Annotated in this window: 18 protein-coding genes and 3 pseudogenes; 12 read left to right on the plus strand and 9 right to left on the minus strand. The window is 56.0% G+C overall.

The genetic code is table 11. The features are described 5' to 3' along the window. Positions 1-56: 56 nt before the first annotated feature. The gene (locus ACP7E0_RS15585; RefSeq protein WP_426125955.1) at positions 57-332 is read left to right on the plus strand and encodes a hypothetical protein; all 276 of its coding nucleotides are present in this window, start codon (positions 57-59) and stop codon (positions 330-332) included. Here the strand turns inward: ACP7E0_RS15585 and ACP7E0_RS15590 are convergent. Further along, the gene (locus ACP7E0_RS15590; protein WP_426125956.1) at positions 311-562 is read right to left on the minus strand and encodes a hypothetical protein; all 252 of its coding nucleotides are present in this window, start codon (positions 560-562) and stop codon (positions 311-313) included. The genes ACP7E0_RS15585 and ACP7E0_RS15590 overlap by 22 nt on opposite strands. Before the next feature lie 352 nt (positions 563-914). Between ACP7E0_RS15590 and ACP7E0_RS15595 the strand changes: the two are divergent. The 4 genes and pseudogenes from ACP7E0_RS15595 to ACP7E0_RS15610 all read left to right on the plus strand — a co-directional run. Continuing rightward, positions 915-1,034: pseudogene (locus ACP7E0_RS15595) on the plus strand (DUF763 domain-containing protein); the annotation flags it as partial. Positions 1,035-1,409: 375 nt separating this feature from the next. Then, on the plus strand, positions 1,410-2,084 hold the full coding sequence (locus ACP7E0_RS15600; RefSeq protein WP_426125957.1) for a transcriptional regulator: 675 nt from the start codon (positions 1,410-1,412) through the stop codon (positions 2,082-2,084). Positions 2,085-2,189: 105 nt separating this feature from the next. After that, on the plus strand, positions 2,190-2,567 hold the full coding sequence (locus tag ACP7E0_RS15605) for a hypothetical protein (protein ID WP_426125959.1): 378 nt from the start codon (positions 2,190-2,192) through the stop codon (positions 2,565-2,567). Between the two features lie 424 nt (positions 2,568-2,991). Next, positions 2,992-3,177 (plus strand): annotated as a pseudogene (locus ACP7E0_RS15610) (IS6 family transposase); the annotation flags it as partial. Positions 3,178-3,345: 168 nt separating this feature from the next. Here ACP7E0_RS15610 and ACP7E0_RS15615 read toward each other — a convergent pair. The 4 genes from ACP7E0_RS15615 to ACP7E0_RS15630 form a co-directional block, all read right to left on the minus strand. Continuing rightward, on the minus strand, positions 3,346-4,686 hold the full coding sequence (locus tag ACP7E0_RS15615) for an HlyD family type I secretion periplasmic adaptor subunit (protein WP_426125960.1): 1,341 nt from the start codon (positions 4,684-4,686) through the stop codon (positions 3,346-3,348). A 12-nt stretch (positions 4,687-4,698) separates the two neighbouring features. Then, positions 4,699-6,846, minus strand: a complete 2,148-nt coding sequence (locus ACP7E0_RS15620) for a type I secretion system permease/ATPase (RefSeq protein WP_426126075.1) — start codon at positions 6,844-6,846, stop codon at positions 4,699-4,701. 50 nt (positions 6,847-6,896) lie between these two features. After that, entirely contained in the window at positions 6,897-8,876 is a 1,980-nt protein-coding gene (locus tag ACP7E0_RS15625; protein ID WP_426126076.1) for a hypothetical protein, read from the minus strand. A 134-nt stretch (positions 8,877-9,010) separates the two neighbouring features. Further along, positions 9,011-10,705, minus strand: coding sequence for a hypothetical protein (locus tag ACP7E0_RS15630; protein WP_426125961.1), 1,695 nt, complete (start codon positions 10,703-10,705; stop codon positions 9,011-9,013). Between the two features lie 779 nt (positions 10,706-11,484). On the opposite strand from ACP7E0_RS15630, the gene ACP7E0_RS15635 reads away from it, so the two are divergent. Further along, positions 11,485-12,306 (plus strand): LuxR C-terminal-related transcriptional regulator, encoded by an 822-nt coding sequence (locus ACP7E0_RS15635; protein ID WP_426125962.1) that lies wholly within the window; start codon positions 11,485-11,487, stop codon positions 12,304-12,306. Beyond that, positions 12,299-12,781 (plus strand): hypothetical protein, encoded by a 483-nt coding sequence (locus ACP7E0_RS15640; RefSeq protein WP_426126077.1) that lies wholly within the window; start codon positions 12,299-12,301, stop codon positions 12,779-12,781. The genes ACP7E0_RS15635 and ACP7E0_RS15640 overlap by 8 nt, the downstream gene beginning before the upstream one ends. 475 nt (positions 12,782-13,256) lie before the next feature. On the opposite strand, the gene ACP7E0_RS15645 is transcribed toward ACP7E0_RS15640, so the two are convergent. The 3 genes and pseudogenes from ACP7E0_RS15645 to ACP7E0_RS15655 form a co-directional block, all read right to left on the minus strand. Next, on the minus strand, positions 13,257-13,493 hold the full coding sequence (locus ACP7E0_RS15645) for a hypothetical protein (RefSeq protein ID WP_426126089.1): 237 nt from the start codon (positions 13,491-13,493) through the stop codon (positions 13,257-13,259). A 64-nt stretch (positions 13,494-13,557) separates the two neighbouring features. Beyond that, positions 13,558-13,820, minus strand: a pseudogene (locus tag ACP7E0_RS15650) (DDE-type integrase/transposase/recombinase); the annotation flags it as partial. A gap of 305 nt (positions 13,821-14,125) precedes the next feature. Further along, positions 14,126-14,956, minus strand: coding sequence for an N-acyl homoserine lactonase family protein (locus ACP7E0_RS15655; RefSeq protein WP_426125963.1), 831 nt, complete (start codon positions 14,954-14,956; stop codon positions 14,126-14,128). Positions 14,957-15,091: 135 nt separating this feature from the next. On the opposite strand from ACP7E0_RS15655, the gene ACP7E0_RS15660 reads away from it, so the two are divergent. From ACP7E0_RS15660 to ACP7E0_RS15670, 3 genes are all read left to right on the plus strand, one after another. After that, positions 15,092-15,964 (plus strand): helix-turn-helix domain-containing protein, encoded by an 873-nt coding sequence (locus tag ACP7E0_RS15660; RefSeq protein WP_426125964.1) that lies wholly within the window; start codon positions 15,092-15,094, stop codon positions 15,962-15,964. Positions 15,965-16,233: 269 nt separating this feature from the next. Then, positions 16,234-16,683, plus strand: coding sequence for a hypothetical protein (locus tag ACP7E0_RS15665; protein WP_426126078.1), 450 nt, complete (start codon positions 16,234-16,236; stop codon positions 16,681-16,683). Positions 16,684-16,873: 190 nt separating this feature from the next. Then, positions 16,874-17,353: a hypothetical protein gene (locus ACP7E0_RS15670; RefSeq protein WP_426125965.1), complete on the plus strand. Its 480-nt coding sequence runs from the start codon at positions 16,874-16,876 to the stop codon at positions 17,351-17,353. An 84-nt stretch (positions 17,354-17,437) separates the two neighbouring features. Here the strand turns inward: ACP7E0_RS15670 and ACP7E0_RS15675 are convergent, their stop codons facing one another. Then, positions 17,438-17,662, minus strand: coding sequence for a hypothetical protein (locus ACP7E0_RS15675; RefSeq protein ID WP_426125966.1), 225 nt, complete (start codon positions 17,660-17,662; stop codon positions 17,438-17,440). 903 nt (positions 17,663-18,565) lie between these two features. Here ACP7E0_RS15675 and groES point away from each other — a divergent pair. Then, positions 18,566-18,862: a co-chaperone GroES gene (gene groES, locus ACP7E0_RS15680; RefSeq protein WP_426125968.1), complete on the plus strand. Its 297-nt coding sequence runs from the start codon at positions 18,566-18,568 to the stop codon at positions 18,860-18,862. A gap of 73 nt (positions 18,863-18,935) precedes the next feature. Then, positions 18,936-20,561 (plus strand): chaperonin GroEL, encoded by a 1,626-nt coding sequence (groL, locus tag ACP7E0_RS15685; protein ID WP_113318237.1) that lies wholly within the window; start codon positions 18,936-18,938, stop codon positions 20,559-20,561. Positions 20,562-20,667 lie beyond the last annotated feature (106 nt).

Raw genomic sequence — 20,667 nt, forward strand, 5'->3', positions numbered from 1 at the left:
CAAGGTGAAGGCTGTGCTCAACACGCGGCGTGTCGCGGTTCGTCTGACGCTGAACGGTGCGCTGGGCTTTTGATTCTGCCTGGCCGGAAGAGAAAGTCGTCGTCAACGCGGACGGAACCTACGATATCGTGGATTCGACGATTCAGGGACTACTCGTTGAAGCCTCGAAAATCCTCGAAGGCAACCCGAAGCTCGAATTCGCGAACTACGGCCTCGGCCCGAAGCCGATCCCCGGCAACGGCCAAGCGGGATTCGGCCAACGGGCATTCGGTGTGACCATGCCGTGGTCGGCGCGAGGTTTTCGACGGGATCATACTGGCGAACGGCTGTAGGGGCGCGGATCATGACCACCGCATCCGAAGCCGTTATTAATGTTCTCACGGACATCAACGCCACGCTTTACAAAACCGCCGAAATATTTGCCATAGAAATGGCTCTGTCGGCGCGGTGTGCGGCCGCGATAAGCCTGTTTATTCCGTGCCGTCTCGGCCCGTTCAATCCGTGAGATTGCCGATTTCTTGTGATCGATGGCGGTTGCGATGCTGATGTCGAGTAGGGTCATGAATGCGTCATATGCTGACATCGCAAGTTCCTTCTCAACATAGCAGTCAGTATATTAAATAGCCATGGCTAAAATTAATTGCTATCTTACAAAAGCCAATTTCAACGGATGTGTCAGATAATGGTCCACCATAACTGCCCCAAGCTGAAGAATTCAAAATTGACGTTGTTGTCGAACGAGCCGTTGCGCGGATTGCTAACGCTTGAGACTGACCAAGGTGAGGGGCGGGTCGAAATTGACGAGGATAGTGCCAATCGTCTAATTGACTCGGTGTTGAGGCTCTTTGGCGATCTTCATCCATCGACGCAGAATTTGAAACTCGGTTTGGAACAGTGAGCGCGGGCCATCCCATAATCAACAGTCTCGTCAACTGGAGCGCTACATTACAGGTCCCGACCTCGAAGAAATCGTCGCAGGCGCGTTCAAAGATTCCTCTTTGTTTGGCGGACGCAGCGTTTTTGGATGGGAGCCGCCGCAGTCGCCAAAGCCGGAAATAGAGTTGAAACTCTATTCACACAAGCTGTGTGTCCTTGAATTGGCTGACAGTAATAGTCGCTATCTCGGCCCTCCCTGCGGCATCAACTACTCCCCAGCATCGGCGCGGAAAACCTTAAAATCTTCATCGCAAAACCAGGGTCTTGGGCCAACGCGCCCTGGCAGATTTTTCAAATCCTATGAATTTGGCTTCGACGCCAGCTGCGATCCGCTGAACTTGTCAGCGGGTGTCACACGACCGGATAGCACTGCGGGTCTGGACCACCAACGCAGCGATTGCTATTTGCAGAACTTGTTGCGATGCTAAACACTTCGCTGATACATCACCGCAGAAATTTCGAGGCTACATTTCGTGAAAAAGGTTCAACGCAGTTTTGTTACTGAGTACAAATCCGGGCGCAGAAAAATCGATCCCAAATCGAACTCGATCTGGGGCAACATGGATCTCAAGTCCGTTGCGCGAGATGTGCAGGACGAGGCAATGCCGTCCCTTACGCAGGGAGAGCAAGATGGTGTATCCAATAACGAGATCTCCTTACCTAAAGTAAAATGGAAACGGCCGTTGCTGACACCAGCAATCCGGCATCCGACAACTGCAACGGCTACACAGGAGACAATCATGGCCGACGAAAACGACACGACAACAATTAATGACGCGCCGGCCTCAATCGTCGCTGCGATCGACCCGCCGAAGAAGCAGCGCAAACCTCGCGCCAAGAAAGTCGCACCTGAAACGGCGTCAGTCGAAATTGCGGCGGAACCTGCAGCTGCTTTGAGCACCACTGCTGTCAAGCGCGGCCAGCAGACCAGAGGACCTAAGCCCAAGTCGAAGGAGGTTGTGGTCGGCGCTAAGCGGGCGCCGGTGAAACGCGCTCCGAAGACTGTGCAAGCAGCGCCTGCTGTTGCAATCAACGAGATGGCGGACCTTCTGCAGCTGGAAGAAGAAAACCAGAGACTGCGCAAATTGCTTGCTGAGAAGCTTCGAGAAGAAAATGCAGATTTGCGGAAGCGGCTGAACCTCGGTTGATCACAGGCGCGCGGCTAATCGCTGCCCGCATTTTTTCTCTGCTCGTTAAGATGTGCAATTTGGCGGCGATCATGACCGCCGCCAAAGCTTAATCTCGAAACCTGCATGCAAGGTGGAACGCGAGGTTTAACAACAAATGGCGTCACCTTGGAAATTTCTTGCGCGACTGACGTTAATGCGGCGGGAGCGAAAGAAGCACAAGACCGTCTCACCGACGGCGTGAAGTCGGAAGAGGCGGGGAGCTGCGAGCGTGTTGAGGCGGTAACCGACAATACGCCAAATTCGGGTGACCGGCTGGTGGAAGGAGAGCCTCAACCTGCCGATCAGCCCGATGCGGGAATGGCAGTACCGGAGCATTCCGCAGAGGCGGCGAGCAACGCGCAGGGGAAGTCGATCTGGAAGGCGCCAGGTTCGTCCATGCCGCTGATCCTGTCTTTTTCGATGACGCCCCTTTCACCGCTACTCCAACTCATGACGCGCTGACATCCTCACCTTCCAAGACGAGACCGAGCGGCAAGCAAAAGCGCAGCCAGGAAGCGAGCGTAGTTCGTGTCTTTCCGAAGCTTCAAGCAAGCATACCCACCTTTTCCGATGAGGCACAAAGCCTCGACGAGGAAATCAGGCCGCTGCGCGACAAGTTGGCTCGCAAACTTCGCCTGCAAATGTACAATTGAGGGTGATGCTGGAGCGGTTTGAACGCTGAGCACGGTATGGTTTCCGTTCACGGCGCCCTGTGATGGCGCGCCAGCCCAATCCCTTTTAAGGCGGCCAATCTAGGCCTTGAAGGCGTAGCAAGATTATGGTCGGCAACTTTATGGTCTCCGGTTCTGATCCCTTTGAAAGCAGCCGGAGTGGATCAACGCCAGATGGACATACGGGCCAACTCAAAGCGGAAATCAACACATCGCGAAAACGGGAACGGATGATGCAGGGATTTCGATCAGTCGGCGGTTTGCAACGCTTGGTATCGATTTTCTCGGCAGTCCAAAATCTCTTCGTCACACCGCTCCAAAAACGCTCAACTATGGCCACACGCATTCATCGGATCCAGGCCATGACGCAATGGAAAGCCGTGACCGGTGCAAGTTGCTGAAGTTCACGGAACCACCTTGTTCGATCATGGATGAAACAACGTGACATTCGCCGGACAAACTAACCTCATCCATCATAGACCCAACTGCAGCCCTGTAGCTGACCCGGTACCAGCGCCACGCACCAGCCTAAATCGGACTTCTTCGTTTCGATCAATCCAATAGCATCATCATTGTTCGGAGAAGGCCCTGGACATGCTGTCTGTCACCGGCTTTGCGAGATAACTGAAGAATGTTCTCTCAGCCGTCTGAATCATCACCTCTACGGGCATGCCGGGCGTTGGAGAGAAACCATGGACCCGTGCCATCTCACCAGGGGCAATATTGATACGCGCAAGATAGACGTCGTTAACTGCCATGCCCGCCTTACTGTCTTGCAGGGCATCTGCTGAAATATAAAATACCTTGCCTTGAAGGACCGGTGTCGTCCGCTGGTTGAGTGCGATCAAACGCAGGGTGGCCGCCTGTCCCAACTTCACGCTGTCGATGTCGTTGCGCGGGATTTGCGCTTCGATGATCAACGGAACCCCCGCAGGTAGTATTTCGAGAATTGCCTTGCCACTTTCGATGACGCCCCCCGTTGTGTGGTAATGGATGCGGACGACAGTCCCCGAAACGGGTGAATTAATGGTCGCGCGCTTGAGGACGTTTTCAGCCTCGCGCAATTGTTCGCGAACCGTATCGCGTTCACTTTGTATCGATTGCAGTTGTTCGAGAGCTTCTTCCTGGTAGACGCCTTCGGCCCGGAGGACTTCTTGCTGGCCCTTAACCATCTGCGCTTGTGTTTCCGCTACCTCTGCCTCAAGGCGACCGATCTGTCCCTCAGCCTCGGCAATTGCCCTTTGTATGGCCTTCACCTCGTTCGCACGCACTACCCCTTTGGCCATCAAGCCTTTCTTACTTTCAAGCTCATCCTTGAGTAGGTCTAACTGCCGCATTGTCGCGCTGCCTTGCCGTGTGTACCCTATCTCGCGAAATTGCAGGGCTTTCGTGTTCTGCTCAAGCAGGGACAGTTCGCTGGATAGCTTGTGCTGCTGGGCCTTGAAATTGAGTTGCTGGCTGACGAGGATCGACCAAACATCCTGATCGGCACGATGTTCGTTCAACAAGCTCGTTATATCGAGAATGTCGGCGTTCTCGAATTGTGCCGTCAGACGCGCCGCTGTGACATCCAATCTTATGCGCCGCAAAAACAGCTCCCGTTTTCTTGCCTGTGCTGCGGTCTCATCGAGCCGTACAAGTGGCTGGTTTTCCACCACTTGATCGCCTTCGCTGACGAGAATCTCCTTGATGACACCTCCCTCCAGATGCTGCAAAATCTTGTTCTGGCCTGTCGCAACGAAACTACCTTGAGCAATGACCGCTGCCGCGAGCGGGGCTGTGGACGCCCAAACGCCGAAACCACCGAAACACACGCCCAGTAGAACCAACCCGACCGTCGTCTGCTTCCAGATCGACCTTGGAACGTCAGCATACCATTCTATATCGTGGACTTTGGCGATGTCAGACATAGTGGGCGTCTCCTACTGCAGTTGATGGCCGAAAACGCCGGACTCGATATTTATCCCCCGGTTCTCCAACGCTTTCAGAACGTCCGTGCGCATGCCAAACAGCGCCACCGTTCCGTTCACCAACAACAGTATCTTATCGACGCTTTTGAGAAGTGAGGGACGCTGCGTGATGGTTATCATGGTGATCTTTTGTTCTTTCGCATGCTCTAGGGCTCGGGCAAGTGCTGCGTCGCCTGCGTTGTCGAGGTTCGAGTTGGGCTCATCCAGCACCACAAAATGGGGGTCTCCGAAAAACGCGCGAGCAAGTACGATACGTTGCTTCTGGCCGCCGGAAAGGGGCGAACCGTCAGCGGCGACCACCGTTTCATAGCCGTGGGGCAGGCTGGCGATCATCTCGTGAACATCGGCCAGCATGGCTGCCCGATAGACCTGCTCATCCTCGGCGTCCGTTCTCATCCGGGCAATGTTGGCCTTGATCGTGCCGGGGAAGAGTTGCACGTCCTGCGGCAGGTAGCCGATATTCTCGCCGAATTGGCGCTGATCCCAGTTGCGAAGATCCATCAGGTCCAGCCGGACATTTCCAGAGGTTGGCAATATCGACCCCACCAGCATCTTGCCTAGCGTCGTCTTTCCGGCGCCGGAATTGCCGATGACCGCAAGAGAATCTCCCGGTTGCAGGGCGAATGAGATCCCATTGAGAACGACACGTTTCGTGCCGTGTGGCACGTAGAGTAGCCGTTCGACGTCAAGGCGCCCTTCGGGCTTCGGCAGATTGAGGCGTTCAAAATTCAAAGGCGAAGCCGTTAGCAACGCCGCTATCCGGCCATAGGCGGAGCGCGACTGGCTGAATTGATTCCATCCCTCAATTGCGCCTTCAATCGGAGCGAGTGCACGGCCTGCGATTATTGATGAGGCAATCACCATGCCGCCGGTCAATTGGCCCTCTACCGCGAGATATGCTCCCCAACCCAGCATCGTCACCTGAGTTAAAAGCCGCGTACCACGTGAAATCGCTGATATCGCGATATTCCTATCCTGCGCAATGACTTGGGCTTTCAGGGAGGCGGCAGTGTCCTTTCCCCAAATCTGCACAGCTTCCGGTATCATCGCCAGCGCATTGATGATCTGCGAGTTTCGCGTCATTGAATCCAGGTGAAGATTGGCCTTTACTTGGGCTGTGTTTGCCTCCGCGAAGGGTGTGGCCGTCATGCGCTGGTTTATTTGGGTGAGAATCAAAAGCAGAATTGCCGATGTCACGACGATAAAGCCGAGATGTGGATGAATGAGGAACACAGCGAGAAGAAATACGGGGGCGATGGGCGCATCAAGAAATGACAGCAGCGTTCTGGAGACAAGGAACGATCGAACTTGCTGAAGGTCCCCCAGCACCTGGTATTCCCGGCCGTTGCCTTGTAGCGAAGCGCGGGCTGCCGCACTCAGGATCGGCGCCCCAAGTTGAGCGGCAAACTCTACAGCAGTGCGCATCAGCACGAAACGCCGCAATGCGTCGAACATGGATTGCAGAATGATCGCACCGACGATCACGACTGTCAGCATGATCAAGGTGTCGATCGAGCGGCTTGTCAGGACACGATCGGAAATCTGGAACAGATAGATTGGGATTGCCAGGACAAGCACGTTGCTGGCGATCGTGAACAACATCACAATCATAAGGTTGTGCCGCACGGCATTAATGCCGGCCTTGAGACTGGCGTTAAAATCGATGGGGCCGAGACGCTTGTGGAATGTACCGCGCCCACTGCCCGATCCGTTTCCGCTTCCACCGGCATGCGGTTTTTCCGCCGAAGGAGGATCGATCAACACCGGCCCACGGTCGCCTTCAAGGATTTTCACGCCGTCGCCAATCTTGGCTTGTGGTACGTCGCGCGACACCGGCTCGGCCGGCGACTTGTCAACGGATTTTAACGTGGCTCGGATCGTGCCCTCACGGGGGGTAAAGGTTTTGGTGATCGTGTGTGGGCGCTGTATATGCTGACATTCCGTATTCGGTTGCCGGCTTGACATGTCCGTGGGTGGCAAGGCATCGCTCAAGCTTGCCTTCAGGCATTCTTCCACCGCCTGCTCAAGTTTCGCACATGCCGCCTCAATATTTTCGTATGCGCCCCGAGGCGGGTTTTTGTCCTCTGTCTTGGTCTCCATCGGTCCAGCCAGACCGGCAAGGCGATTGCGAAAAACAGACATGCATCCCCCTAATGTCCAAGCACGCTGTTCACCCCGTCGTCCGGGTCTACATCGTGCTCTGCTACGTATGGCGTGTGAGCCGCATCGGTTGCGTCAAGCATGGAATCATCGAGGAAAAGCACGGCCTCGTTGACGAGCGCGTCCGGATGAGGACTGCCAAACTCCGGGTGCTGCGATATCAGTTCGGCATGATAGAGCGTCTCCAGAGAATACTGGTCGCCGCCAACATAGGTCTTTCCGAAGGAATCGAGATCTGCGATTGCTGCGCTGTTCACGAGCGTATTGGAGCCCGTCGAGACGGACCATTCCGCAGTGAGATTGGTGGCTACCGCATCCTTCGCCAGCGCAATTTGATCACTATCGCCAAGAATGTTCGTTTGCCGAATATATTGAAGATTGAGGAGGTCACCCTGGATGTACAGGACACTCAGCCCCTGCAGGCCCGCAAACGCGTCATCCGATCGCACATCATCTGGGATATCCATCCCGCCGTCCGCAAGTCCGTTGGCGGCGTCCAGATAGTGTTGGGGCAGCTCGCCGAACCGGTCCGGATTTCCAACATTGAAAATGTGGGCCTGGTTCCAGAGCAGGTTTGCCGAGGATGAGAACTCACCCTTTCCGGTGGTGTGGAAACCAGCAGCCGCGCCAACAACGTCATTGTCGAACAAGACATTCGTCTGCAGAATGAAGTTGGCATCGTAAACTGAGCCGCCAACGATAATCAGGTCGTAGGAAAAGCCCAATTCGAAGATCGACACGTGGTTCACACCGATATTGTTTCCGCTCACAACGCTCGTCGTGACGCCGGACGATGAGAGAAGGCCGATGTCGTTGTCACTCATGAAGGTAAACTGTTCCAGCCAGTTCACGATCATAAGGTCACCCTTGATCTCCGTGATTGACCAGTATTTTGGATAGTGATCAAAGTCGATAGGATCGGCGTCCAGGTTTTTGGAGTCATCTGAGCGTTCGAAGGTTGCGATATTAAACAGTTCGTTGGCGTCAGCGTTCGTTGGGCTGCCAACGGAAGACGTGATCGCGTCGGTGTCCCACAAGGCATTGGTCTGGACGATAACGTTCAGCTCGACATGGTCTCCGACGATGGCTGTTACAGTCCCACCGGTCCAGAAATTCTTCAACAGCGCTTCGTTGACCAGCGTGTTTCCGCCACTTTGCAGCTCGACCGAAGCCTTGATGGCAACTGTTCCGTTATCCATTGTCCAGACATTGGAGCCCGCGTCTTCCTCGGATTCTTCACCTCCGAACGAGTGGTAATCCTCAAGCTTGGGCGCTTCGGTGACCAATTCGCCGTTGACATATATGCCCTCTAGTGTGTCTTCAGCCATGAACACTTGCACAGCGTCACTTGAAGCCGATTCCGCGGTTTCAATCTCGACAATGCTTTCCTTGATCAGCGTGATAATTTCGTCGTTAGACCCGGGTCGCTCCAGATCGCCGAGGGGCGAAAGCGACAAGGCGGATTGCGCGCTGGAAAGCAGCCCGGAATTGTCAATGGCGTCGGGCGAAAAGGCCAGGTTGTGGCCGCCAACACTGAAATAATCATCGTCGGAAAGGATGATGATCTGATTGATATAATTGGCCACCGATCCGGGAGGATCGAGTTCCGGGGGCGTAAACCTCGCCGTCCCATGTAAGCGGGCGGCCTCATATTTTGGCCAGTCGTACCATGTGCTGCCGGGGTTGTTTCCATCCACGTTGTTTGGATGATGCGTGTCCTGGAATTTTACCGGTCTCGCATATGTGTACCAAGGCTCGGACCTGGGGGAGCGATAGTCAAATCCGGGGTCGTAACCCAGCAGCTGATAAGGTGCCGCGAAATGGGGAACGATGTCCGGAAGCGGCTCGAGTTCGGACGGGACAGGATTGAAGGAGAACTCTTGATAGGCCTCTCTAAAGCGGGCGTCTTCGACGTTGACATGAAACACGCCAATGAAATGGGCAATCTCTTCGGTGATCTTATCAAACATCGTCACGGCACAACCTCCCGCTCCCAGCCAGTATCAACGTTAATGACGAGACGTCTGGCGGCATGAGAAGCTGCGCAGGGAACCTGCGCAGCCGAGAATACGTATTTTACAATTCGCCAAGGCTGTGTTCGCCCTTATGCGCCATCGTCCGTATCTTCTCCAACCACAGAGCTGGTGAGGTCGCCTCCAACCACGGTCATATCGACCGCGTTTTGCTGAAGGTTTGCGCCCATCACGATTTCCTGGTTGAAGGCGCTTGTGTCGATGACTGCATCAGCATGGGCTGAACTCGTACCGGTGACGAAGCCATCATCACCGTTGTCAGATCCCCACGATCCACCGTCGCCAGCACCACCGTAGCCGGTCATGGCCGTGCCGCCGACACCACCGGCACCGCCAGCACCGCCATAGGACCACCCACCGTAGCCGTCACCGCCTGTACCGTCAGCCCAGGCGCCGCTCAAAGCAGCGCCACCGTCTCCACCGCCGGCTTGAGCCCAACCGCCATAGGCGTCGCCGCTCGTGGCACTGCCGCTGGTCGCGTCACCGCCAGTCCCGGCTGCGCCGTCGCCACCGTCGCCACCGGTGCCCGTGCCGCTTCCGTCGCCAGTGCCGGTACCAGTACCGGAGCCACTTGCGTCGCCACCGCGGCCACCGTCACCGGCATCCGTAGCAGCCCCGCCCGTACCACCTGCGCCGCCCGCTGGATCTCCAGCAGCTCCGCCGGTATTGCCAGCACCATCACCACCGGTGTTGCTGCCACCGCCATCACTGTCAACGATGACAGGATTTATCAGGCCGAGAACGGCACCAATTCCCGTGTTGGCCGCACCGCCCGTGGCGTCACCACCGTCGCCGGCATCCGAAGCCGCGCCACCGTTGGCATTGCCGGTGTCTCCGCCGTCGGCCCCGTTGCCGGCCGTGTTATCACCGCCGTTGCTGCCGTCACCGGCAAAGGCCAGACCCGCACCAAGTCCGAGGCCGAGGCCCAAGCCGACGCCAAGGCCTTCGGCTCCGTTCCCGCCGCGGCCACCATCACCGTTGCCGCCGTCGGCGCTGCCGCTTGCAGCGGCTCCACTGGCGCCAGAACCACCGTTTGCGTGGCCGCCTTCACTGATTCCGCCCGCTGCAAGGCTGGCTGCAAGACCGCCGGTGCCGTCACCGGCAAACCCGAAGCCACCTATGGAGCCACCACCGTTTGCGCCATCGCCGCCATCGGCATCCGCATGGCTACCGCCATTGCCTCCGGAGCCGCCACCGTTGATGCCCTCAGCCGCCGATGCAGTCCCGCCATTGGCATTATTGTTCGGCGCGAACGTGCCATCGTTGCTCACCTGGGCATTGCCCAGGCTGTCGTTGTCCTGCAAGTTGGCGACTTGGTTGATGACGTTTGCAACGTTGCCATCGCCACCCATGGCGCCATTTAGAATGTCGTCAAACTTGATGTTGAACATTCCGTCAATGGAGCTTCCACCGCTTACATCAATGTCGGCGAAATCATCATCAGATGGCAGGTAACCGTCCAACCCAACGTCGACAGTTACGCCGACGTCAACGGTCGTCGTATTGACGTTTTCGTTGACATTCTCGCTGGCGTTGAAATTGGCGTTGCCATTCAGGTTTCCGTTACCGTTAAGGTTGAGATTTCCATTGCCGTTTCCGTTAAGATTATAATTTTCCGACTCGCTACTCTGACTTTGGTCTTGCTCGCTGCTCTGATCCTGATCCTGATCCTGATCCTGATCCTGATCCTGTTTTTGTTTCTGTTCTTGTTCCTGGTCGTCGTCGTAGAATTTCAGATCATGGTTATTCCTGAACTTGTCCGACATTGTCGTGTCCTTTGTCTCTGGATCCGCGACAGTTTGACCGCTATTCATCTTTTATACGGTCTTGGCCTCGCAGATGTTGAAATTGATCTGTTGGTTGAAAAGCGGGCATGCATCGCAAGGCCGCTCACTGCTGCTTCCATTGTCGTGATCTGTGTCCTCCCCGATTGGTGAGAGGGCCCGTCGCTTAAATGCATGCAGAACTGAACTGACGTGCCCCATAGGCGGCCCAATAACTCAAGCCGCCTTCAGTAGACTGTGCTCATTGCCCGGAGAAGGTAAGCTGCTACTTAGAGCTAGATGAGTCGTGCATGCTCTTCCGGATGGGCGCACGGCGCGAACCGGCTTCAGACGCCAGATTTAGCTCAAGGTAATTACAGGCTAAAATTGAGCGCTTACATGAGAATCGCGTTTTTCTGGTAAAAAAGAGGATATTTGAGTGTTGCCCGCATTACACGTGTTGCGCCGTATCTCGCGTTATGGATGCTGGTGCGACACTCCCCCGACACTTTCGTCACGTATTTTAGAAAGGTCGCAAAAATGAGGTTACGATATCCCGGCTACCTCGTAGTATGTAGCTGGTATGCCCTTGAGGGCCTAAAATTAACGCCTCAACGCGGTTTGCTCACGTTTTCTGCCTCTTTTGTTCGCTGTTTCGAGGCTCACTGCCTCTTGCGTAGCTCATTCGGTCTATTCCAAAGCGAGGGTCTTTAGGTTAGGGTTTTCTAAATAATAGGGCGGAGCGGGCTCCGCGATATCATATCCAGGGGGAGGCACTTTAAATGACGCACACAGCGCCTCGCGTGCAAGATGTCAGCGCGGATGGAGTGGCGTCTTTGGAGGCTATCCCCTATCTGCGCACACTTCTATTTGTCGGTCCTCCTGATATCATATCTGGAGCGATGACGGCGGCGATCGAGCGGGAATTCCCGTGTTTGAGTGTGAAGCATGCCGCCAATCTAAGATCCGCATTGGGTGAATTTGAAGTACCTCTGCGGCTCCTCTTGGTCGACATGCACCTTGCTTATGAACTGAGCAGCTGCGCTGGAGAGGTGCTCAAGCGGCACCCCTCTACCACATTCGTGATTGTGACTGATGGCGATCTGCGAGGAACTGTTGGATGGCTTCCTACCATAGATACCCGCCTGGTTCGGGGTATCCTGCCTTTGAACGTTAGTCTCGACGTCTTGCTTTCTATGTTGAGGATCATTCTGAGGGGCGGGACTTACTTTCCATCAACTGCCAATCACGATCAATACAGCGTGTCCTGGGAGGGAAACAGCACGCGTCCGTTCGAGGGGGTGAGATTGCACGTTGAGCGAGAAATCCAGGTCAAGAAAATGGATCAATTGACGAAACGCGAGAACGAAATCTTGGCCAGAATGGCACTGGGCAATCCCAACAAGATCATAGCGGCGGCCTTGGCGTTGTCCGAACATACGGTGAAAATTCATATCCACAACATCATTACCAAGCTTAGCGTCCACAATCGAACGGAAGCTGTCGCGCTTTATTTCGAGCAAAAGGAAAAGGATGTACGCGAAGTTTCATCAGACGGCCACCTCCATTCGAGCGGCGATCCGCTACCAGGCGGCGATGCGTAAGTTCCAAGAGATCCTGCTGCTGTTAGGACAATTGAACTATACTTGGACAAATACCGAAAGCCTCTTGATTCACATGATCGCCGGGCTCGCCCTGTCGGACAAGGAAACGGCAATCGTCATTTTTCTTACGCTGAATACCCCGCGTGCACGGATTGATCTCGTCGAGCGTCTGGCAAAGATGCAAAAAACTCCAGCCGGTTGCCGAAAAGAGATCCTGGAAGCGACAAGGCGCCTGTCCGAAGAGGCCAAACTCCGAAACAAATACAACCACTGCATCTATTCGTTTGATCCGGACAGCGGTCGGGGGCTCACGCAGTCGATGCGGATTTTTGAGGGCAAGGACGACATAAAATACGGCAAGATCGAACAGCTTGATGATCAGGAGATCAACAGGATCAAGGAGAGCGTAAAGGCCCTGATTGACATAAATCAGTGCTTCTGGAGAATTACTGAAAAATTTGGATTCCCCAAATAGAATGTGAGCCTGAAGTCCGCAGGGTGATGTGGAAATCGAGGCTGAACCGACCGGGAGAAGATCCTTACCGTCGCTGACACGTCAAGCGATTGAGGTTTCTGCTCAGGTCGACCATCTCACAGAAATGTCGAGCGCCCCGTTTGCTTCCATCGCGCGAAATCGTCGCCGCGGCGTGCTGAAAGGCGGCGTTGAGCTGCACGGGTACGCCGAAGGCGTCCGATCCGCACGACTTCACCGTTCAAGGAGCCAACCTCGCTCGATGTAGCGCGCACGAACCTCTGCCAAGTTGATTTTTGGCCGGGTTCGATGCCGCTGCCTTCTGCAACGCGCCAGCCGAAAATGTCTATGGTTCGCTCCAAAGCCGCTGCTGCGTCGTATCCTGCTGACATCAGGATAGCTCGCGCTTCGTCAGCCAGTTCTGTAGCCGCATTTGCACGGGCCTCTGGTGTGCCGGTGAACAGTTCGACCGCATTCGTCACATTGGCACCAGTTTGGCGGCTTTCCAGCGACGAATGCCTGTACGGGCTTCGACGAGGTATCCGGCCTTCGTCAGATCGGAAACTATCGCCAAGGCAGTCTCGTCCAGTCCGTCCGGATAACGTCCAAGCGTAACAACGACATTCGGTTCGGCGCCGACGACGACCCCTCCTGTCACGGTATAGCGCGCGCGAGTGAGAATACTGGCGGCATAGACACGATTGAAGCGTCGCATCGGCTGCCAGCTCGTTTTGGAGCGTAACCAGCGGCAGTTCCGGTGCGAATTTGGAGGTTGGCGATCGGGCGTGGATGGAAACGAAACGCTGAAGCTGTCTTGCCGACTTGACGCGCTTCATGATCCTTCCCGTCTTCGGATCGGAGTTTTCTGCCCGATTGTTCAGGCTATTATGTGAACGATGCTTAACGCCGGGCATGTTCTCCCCGTTCGCGCACCGTAGGACCCGAGCTTGTCGGTGATCATCACGCGAGGAAAACGGCATTGTCCCTTTAGGAGCTTTCGCATCAAACGCCTTGCAGCCTTGGCATTTCGGCGGCTCTGGACATACAGTGGATCAGGGGCAAGTCTGGTCATGCCACCAGATTCCACATTTTTCACCAATGCCCGCTTAACGTTGCGATGCCGTTCCATCAATCAACCTTACGCCGCGATGACGATAATGCGGGTCGCGGTTCAGATCTTTCAATGTCACCGACTTACCATCAGTGCCTTATTATCGTTTGGTGCTGACACAATCGAGATTGGCGTGCGGCGTCGTGTGGAAAAGGCGCAGCGCCCTTTCCCACCGTCGCAGGCGGTGCAGCGCAACGTCTGGCCGAACAATCGGACGGCCGGTTTGCAGGATGTTGCTACCTGGCACTTTTCGGAAAGGCCGGCAGCTTGGCGATGTCCTTGGCGTCATGCTGCACGATAAGGATAGCATCAAGCGCCTCGGCGATCCCCATAAGCCGCTCCATCGACGCCAGCGTCTGAGCGCGATCGAAGTTAAACCCCGGCACGCCACGGCTCTCGAACTGCTCCTCGAAATGCGCAACGTCGCCGGAAAGCAGGACCGGTCCGGTTTCTACAAGGCGAACCAACAGACTAGTTTCACCCGGGGTGTGGCCGGGGGTCGAAAGGATGGTCACCGTGCCGTCGCCGAAAACGTCGCGGTCGCCCGAGATGGCGTCAACCTCCGAGCCGCCGTCGAGCCACGGCTTGATGAAGGCCGGATCGACGGCGAAGGGCAGCTTATTGCCCTTGAACTGGGCTAGGTCGGCAGCGCCGATCACCAAGGTCGCCTGCGGAAATGTCGCCGCCTGTCCGACATGGTCGAAATGGTTGTGGCTGATGCCGAGGCGGCTGACCTGCTCGGGCTTAAGGTCGATTTCTGCGAGCTGGGTCGGAATGTCCTTTGCAAGCGTTGGCGCAAGGACCGCGCTCGGATCGAGCTTTGCCCCCAAGAGAGCGGCCGGCAATCCGGCGTCCCAGAGCATGTAGTCCTGGTCGTGGCGGATCACATAGCAGCTGTTGGTCAGCGTCCGCTTCTCGCCGACGTGATTGTACGTATCGGAAAACAGCGAAAGGTCGCGGACCTCAATCTCGCCGCAGTCGAGCCGCCAGAGTTCAACCTCGGCGGAATGGGCCGTGGATGCTATCAAGGCAGCGGTGGAAAAGAGGATTGTTGCAATCGGGCTCATGTCAGTCTCCGTGGATGAGGAGACCGCTTTTGACGCATCCTGTTCGCTGTGGAGGGTCCGGTTCGATCGATTTCGAGCCCAAAACGCTCACCTGTATGGTTTTTTATTGGCGCGTCCTGCGTTATCGTTTCGAGCATGAACATTCATTACAAAAGCAGCGACGACGCCCATCTTCGATCCATGCTTGTGGAGCGTCTGCGGCCGATGATGGCGCCGGACGGCACGGCCGGGCGATATGCGCATGGCCACCAACTTTTTTCCTACTGCTCCCTGGACAGAGAGCGTCTGAAGGCGATCGAGCTTCCGTGTCCTCTCATCGGCATCATGTTGAGGGGGCGCAAGGAAGTCTGGCACGGCGATACGACGCATTTCTTCGAACCGGGCACTGTCTTCGTCCTGCCTGCGCGCGTGCCGATGGATGTCGTTAATATTCCTGCCGGGCCAACTTCTTCTTATGAATCGCTATTGCTGGAGGTGCGGGCGCTGCCGGCCGCCATCGCGCCGTTTACGGGAAGCGAGAAGACGAGCGTTCGCGATGGCGACCGGCAGTTTAGCGTGCCGCTCGATGCGGATCTCGTGCATACGCTTGTTCATGCGGCGACGGCGATCGCCAGCGAAGCGCTGGGCGAAGCGGTCAAGGCGGTGCGGCTGATGGAGGTCCTGACGCTTCTGCGGCCGCTCGCCGCCGCCCGTCCGTTGTTCGAAGCCAGCCTGCCCGAGGAGGTGGCTTGGCTAATCGGAAGCGCACCGTCGGAGGCCTGGACGGTCGAGCGGGTCGCCGACCGTCTCGGCCTCGGGTCTTCGACGCTGCGCCGTCGGCTTGCTTCGGAAGGCACGTCCTTCCGCAGCGTTCTTCGAACCGAGCGCCTTCGGGCTGGCCAAACCGCGCTCGCCGCCGGCGCATCGAGTTTTGCCGCTGCCGAGGCCGCCGGCTATGCCTCACGCTCACATTTCGCCCGGCGCTACAGGGAAAGCTTCGGCCATTCGCCAAGCGGTCGCCGGTCCTGATGAGCAAGTGTATCATCTGATTGACTAAGCCAGATTGGGGCACCTCAACGCCAAGGGCGGTTGAGACGCAATGGCGCAGTCGAAAGCAGTGACCCGCGTCACTGCCTGAGTTGACAGGCAAACGCCTTGTCCGGGTCTTCATGAAACAACGTGACACCGCCCAATTTTCCAGTGGAACGGTGGAGCCCGCTTCAGATGCCAGAGCTTGCCGATGCCCAGTGCGATTGGGCCAGAACACCCCTGGACTTCGGTAGGATGTATTGCCCGTGATGCATCGATTTGATGCAAAGATATCTGTGCATGGTGCTATCGATGCATGTCGGCATGCATTTGTGTGTTTCGGCGCCCTCGAAGGATTGGATCATATTTTGGATATCCCCACTTGGACGAAGCCTGCCTTCAACGGCGTCGTCGCCGGCGCTATCGCAATGGCCATCGTTGGTTTTACCTGGGGCGGCTGGGTGACCGGCGGCACTGCGCGAAAGAACTCCGCAACCGAAACATCTTCGGGAATTGCCACCGCCCTTACACCCTATTGCGTTGAAAAATCCAAATCCGATCCTTTGAGCGCTGCGGTGCTTGTCGAACTGAAGGCAGCCGGGCCATATTCTCGCAGCGGGATCGTCGAAAAGGCCGGTTGGGCTACCCCGTTAGGCGCAGACAAGCCAAATACTGCACTGGCAAAATCCTGCGAACTCGAGATTACTAAAACCCTTTGATGCTGTAAGCTTCAGGGGCCCCTGGTATCAACGGCGTCTTCAAACGGCTTTGTGGAGGCGCCGGCACGCTGGTTCGTTTCCTGTATCGCTTGCAGCAAAGAGTCGATGCCGACATGCCGGGCGTCATCTTGGAATGTTGTTCCACACATCCGATTGCCAACCGTCTGTTTCAAAGTTTCTAGGAATGACCATGTCCAAATTCACCGATGAGCGCCTGAATAAACTTCTCGCACTGGGAAGCCGCATCGAGAGCGAAGCCAGACGAAAGCAGCAGGAGATCGAGCTTGCCAAGTCCAGGAAGGCCGACCGGAGACAATGGGTCGAGGACAATTGGGTACGGGTTTTCCGTCCGAAGATCGAAAGCCTCATCGAGATCCTGAACCAGAAGCTTCAAATGGCCGATATGCCAAAAATGCGTCTCACTGAGCCTGCTCCGGGAACGTCGTCAAAAGTCGAGATGGAAATAGCCAGCGAACTCACGGGTCGTTCGATCCGAAGTGCCGTGAGCCTGACTGAGGATCACATCCAGTTCCAGCACTACCGCAGGTCATCAGCCCAAAGCGTATCGGTTGGACATAACGTGATCGGCTTGGACGATTTCACCACGGATAAAGTCAACGAAGTTCTGATTGACGTTCTGGATGCTTTTACCCGGGACTATCCCAAATAGGGGGCACCAGCACCGCACAGAATGTTTCCGGCAGCCTATCACGCCACAGGGGCGTCCGGTGCTTTGCAGGACCGGACGTCAGAATCAGCGATGTATAAGAGCGCGCTGCTTGACGTGTGCCTCCCAAGTTGTCGTGGCCTCCAGAGCAGACTGTTTGTTGCGAAACGCGAAGGTGTGCTGGCCACCTGCGCGGCTCGCGGGGCTGAAAGGCAGCGCATCATATTCGGTGCCCTCGTTAATGCCCACGGATTGAAGAACTGCTTTGATCTCGTGCACATAGCGTCCGGAGATGGCAAAATCGACGTTCATGGAGTTTCCTTCTCGGTATGAAAAGCGACAGGGCTTGTCATGGGTCATTGGTGTTCGCGTAACGGATCGGGCTGATCGGAAGCCCGCAATTTTTCGTACAAAGCTTCAACCGCCGCCGCTGCCAGATGGGCGGATACAGCATAACCTTGCGATGCAATGGCAGTTTCGCTCCGGGCATTCGACCAGCGCCACAATCCTTTGAAGCGCGGACGTGGCTCGAGGAATTCCGCCCGATCGGGATATCGCCGTCGAATCCGACGAAATCATTTTCAAAAGACACCTCCTGCAATCGCCACAGATAATGGGATCGCTTTATTTCAAAAGGCGTCACAGATTTTGTCTTCCGCTGTGGGATGCTTTCGCTCAGCCACGGCGTTCTCGCCGCTTATCCGGTGAACCCCGGCGCGTTCAGTCGTTCACGCGTTTCTTCGGATCCGCGGGCTTGGTGGTGACGGCCTTGTCTGCCGCTGGCGCAGACGGCTGCTTCAACTCTTCTTCTGTCTTTGGACGAAACTTGATCATTCGATGGTCTCCGGAAGGTGGGGAGCTGGGTATCTTCATCATGAAGATAAGGTAAAATGTGCGTCTGTTCAGAAATATGCCTTATAGACAGCCATGTAGGCGCCGAGCGCCAAAGATAAGGTCAAAGTCCACTGGATGAAGAAAAGCACATATTGAAAGTGATAAATGGAATCGAAGAATGATTTCATCGCCGGACTCCCGTGATAAATTGGATGTCCAATCCTTTAACACACTACACTGGGTTTATGTTTTAATTATTCGAACACACAGGGATTGTGATTATCTTCTGTCGTAGAATGATCGCTGGCACTCCCAGGTGGAGAGTGCTACTGATCGTGAAGGGGAGAAGCCATCCGGCTGCGCCCATTAAGGAATCCAAACATGGCTGATACCAATTTTCGTCCGCTGCACGACCGCGTTGTGGTGCGCCGTATCGAGGCCGAAGCAAAGACCAAGGGTGGCATCATCATTCCCGATACCGCCAAGGAAAAGCCGCAGGAAGGCGAAATCGTCGCTGTCGGCACAGGCACCCGTGACGACAAGGGCGCTCTCATCGCGCTCGACGTCAAGTCTGGCGATCGTATCCTGTTCGGCAAGTGGTCGGGCACCGAAGTCAAGCTTAACGGCGAAGACCTTCTGATCATGAAGGAAGCCGACATCATGGGCGTTATCGGCTGATCCAGCCGGTTTCCACCTTTCTACTTTCCACTTTCCATAAAACCAATTGGGCACCAGCCCGGGAGTTTTTAACATGGCTGCCAAACAAATTAAATTCGGCCGTGACGCGCGCGAAAAGCTGCTGCGTGGCGTCGACATCCTCGCCGACGCCGTCAAGGTCACTTTGGGTCCGAAGGGCCGCAACGTCATCATCGACAAATCCTATGGCGCACCACGTATCACCAAGGATGGTGTGACGGTCGCCAAGGAAATCGAGATCGAGGACAAGTTCGAAAACATGGGCGCCCAGATGGTGCGCGAAGTTGCTTCGAAGACCAACGACATTGCCGGCGACGGCACCACGACAGCGACTGTTCTCGCCCAGGCCATCGTTCGCGAAGGCACCAAGGCCGTCGCTGCCGGCATGAACCCGATGGACCTGAAGCGCGGCATCGACCTTGCCGTGACGGAAGTGGTTAAGGGACTGGTGGCCAAGGCTAAGAAGATCAGCACGTCGGAAGAGGTGGCCCAGGTCGGCACGATCTCCGCCAACGGCGAAACGGAAATCGGCCAGTACATCGCGGACGCGATGCAGAAGGTCGGCAATGAAGGCGTCATTACGGTTGAAGAAGCCAAGACCGCCGAAACCGAACTTGAAGTCGTCGAAGGCATGCAGTTCGACCGCGGCTATCTCAGCCCGTATTTTGTGACCAACCCTGAAAAGATGGTGGCCGAACTCGAAGACGCTTATGTGCTGCTGCATGAAAAGAAGCTTTCCAATCTGCAGGCGCTTCTGCCTGTGTTGGAAGCCGTCGTTCAGACCGGCAAGCCGCTCTTGATCATCTCGGAAGACGTTGAAGGTGAAGCGCTTGCAACGCTCGTCGTCAACAAGCTGCGTGGCGGCCTGAAGATCGCTGCCGTCAAGGCTCCGGGCTTCGGCGATCGCCGCAAGGCCATGCTCGAGGACATCGCAATTTTGACCGCAGGTCAGGTCGTGTCCGAGGATATCGGCATCAAGCTGGAAAACGTCACGCTCGACATGCTCGGCCGCGTCAAGAAGGTCACCATTACCAAGGAAAACACCATCCTTGTCGATGGTGCGGGCAAAAAGGCCGAGATCGATGGCCGCGTTGCTCAGATCAAGGGCCAGATCGAGGAAACGACCTCCGACTACGACAAGGAAAAGCTGCAGGAACGTCTTGCCAAGCTCTCGGGCGGCGTTGCCGTTATCCGCGTTGGCGGTGCGACTGAAATCGAAGTGAAGGAAAAGAAGGACCGTATCGACGACGCGCTGAACGCAACGCGTGCAGCGGTCGAAGAAGGGATCGTTCCAGGCGGCGGTACGGCTCTGCTGCGTGCCTCGATCGTTCTCGATCTCAAGGGTGCCAACGACGATCAGACTGCCGGCATCAACATCGTTCGCAAGGCACTTCAGTCGCTGGTTCGCCAGATTGCTGAAAACGCAGGCGACGAAGGCTCGATCATCGTTGGCAAGATCCTCGAAAGCAACACCGACAACTACGGCTACAATGCTCAGACTGGCGAATTCGGCGACATGATCGCCATGGGTATCGTCGATCCGGTCAAGGTTGTCCGCACGGCCCTGCAGAATGCAGCTTCGGTTGCTTCGCTGCTGATCACCACGGAAGCCATGATTGCCGAACTGCCGAAGAAGGATTCGGCTGGCGGCGGCATGCCTGACATGGGCGGCATGATGTAACGCGTTTTCGTTTCGAAAACGCCGACAGTATTCCAACTAAGAGGGGTCCGGCGACCGGATCCCTCTTAGCGACTGATAAACAGAACTATTTTTGAACTGCCCCGTG

This window comes from Pararhizobium sp. PWRC1-1 (genome assembly GCF_049897905.1).
In the GTDB taxonomy this organism is placed as follows: Bacteria; Pseudomonadota; Alphaproteobacteria; order Rhizobiales; family Rhizobiaceae; genus Pararhizobium.

Coding starts and splice junctions, on each gene's coding strand:
- ACP7E0_RS15590 (WP_426125956.1), bottom strand. CDS start 562: ATGACCCTACTCGACATCAGCATCGCAACCGCCATCGATCACAAGAAA.
- ACP7E0_RS15605 (WP_426125959.1), top strand. CDS start 2,190: ATGCAAGGTGGAACGCGAGGTTTAACAACAAATGGCGTCACCTTGGAA.
- ACP7E0_RS15615 (WP_426125960.1), bottom strand. CDS start 4,686: ATGTCTGACATCGCCAAAGTCCACGATATAGAATGGTATGCTGACGTT.
- ACP7E0_RS15620 (WP_426126075.1), bottom strand. CDS start 6,846: ATGGAGACCAAGACAGAGGACAAAAACCCGCCTCGGGGCGCATACGAA.
- ACP7E0_RS15625 (WP_426126076.1), bottom strand. CDS start 8,876: ATGTTTGATAAGATCACCGAAGAGATTGCCCATTTCATTGGCGTGTTT.
- ACP7E0_RS15630 (WP_426125961.1), bottom strand. CDS start 10,705: ATGTCGGACAAGTTCAGGAATAACCATGATCTGAAATTCTACGACGAC.
- ACP7E0_RS15635 (WP_426125962.1), top strand. CDS start 11,485: ATGACGCACACAGCGCCTCGCGTGCAAGATGTCAGCGCGGATGGAGTG.
- ACP7E0_RS15640 (WP_426126077.1), top strand. CDS start 12,299: ATGCGTAAGTTCCAAGAGATCCTGCTGCTGTTAGGACAATTGAACTAT.
- ACP7E0_RS15645 (WP_426126089.1), bottom strand. CDS start 13,493: ATGCGACGCTTCAATCGTGTCTATGCCGCCAGTATTCTCACTCGCGCG.
- ACP7E0_RS15655 (WP_426125963.1), bottom strand. CDS start 14,956: ATGAGCCCGATTGCAACAATCCTCTTTTCCACCGCTGCCTTGATAGCA.
- ACP7E0_RS15660 (WP_426125964.1), top strand. CDS start 15,092: ATGAACATTCATTACAAAAGCAGCGACGACGCCCATCTTCGATCCATG.
- ACP7E0_RS15665 (WP_426126078.1), top strand. CDS start 16,234: ATGCATCGATTTGATGCAAAGATATCTGTGCATGGTGCTATCGATGCA.
- ACP7E0_RS15670 (WP_426125965.1), top strand. CDS start 16,874: ATGTCCAAATTCACCGATGAGCGCCTGAATAAACTTCTCGCACTGGGA.
- ACP7E0_RS15675 (WP_426125966.1), bottom strand. CDS start 17,662: ATGAACGTCGATTTTGCCATCTCCGGACGCTATGTGCACGAGATCAAA.
- groES (WP_426125968.1), top strand. CDS start 18,566: ATGGCTGATACCAATTTTCGTCCGCTGCACGACCGCGTTGTGGTGCGC.
- groL (WP_113318237.1), top strand. CDS start 18,936: ATGGCTGCCAAACAAATTAAATTCGGCCGTGACGCGCGCGAAAAGCTG.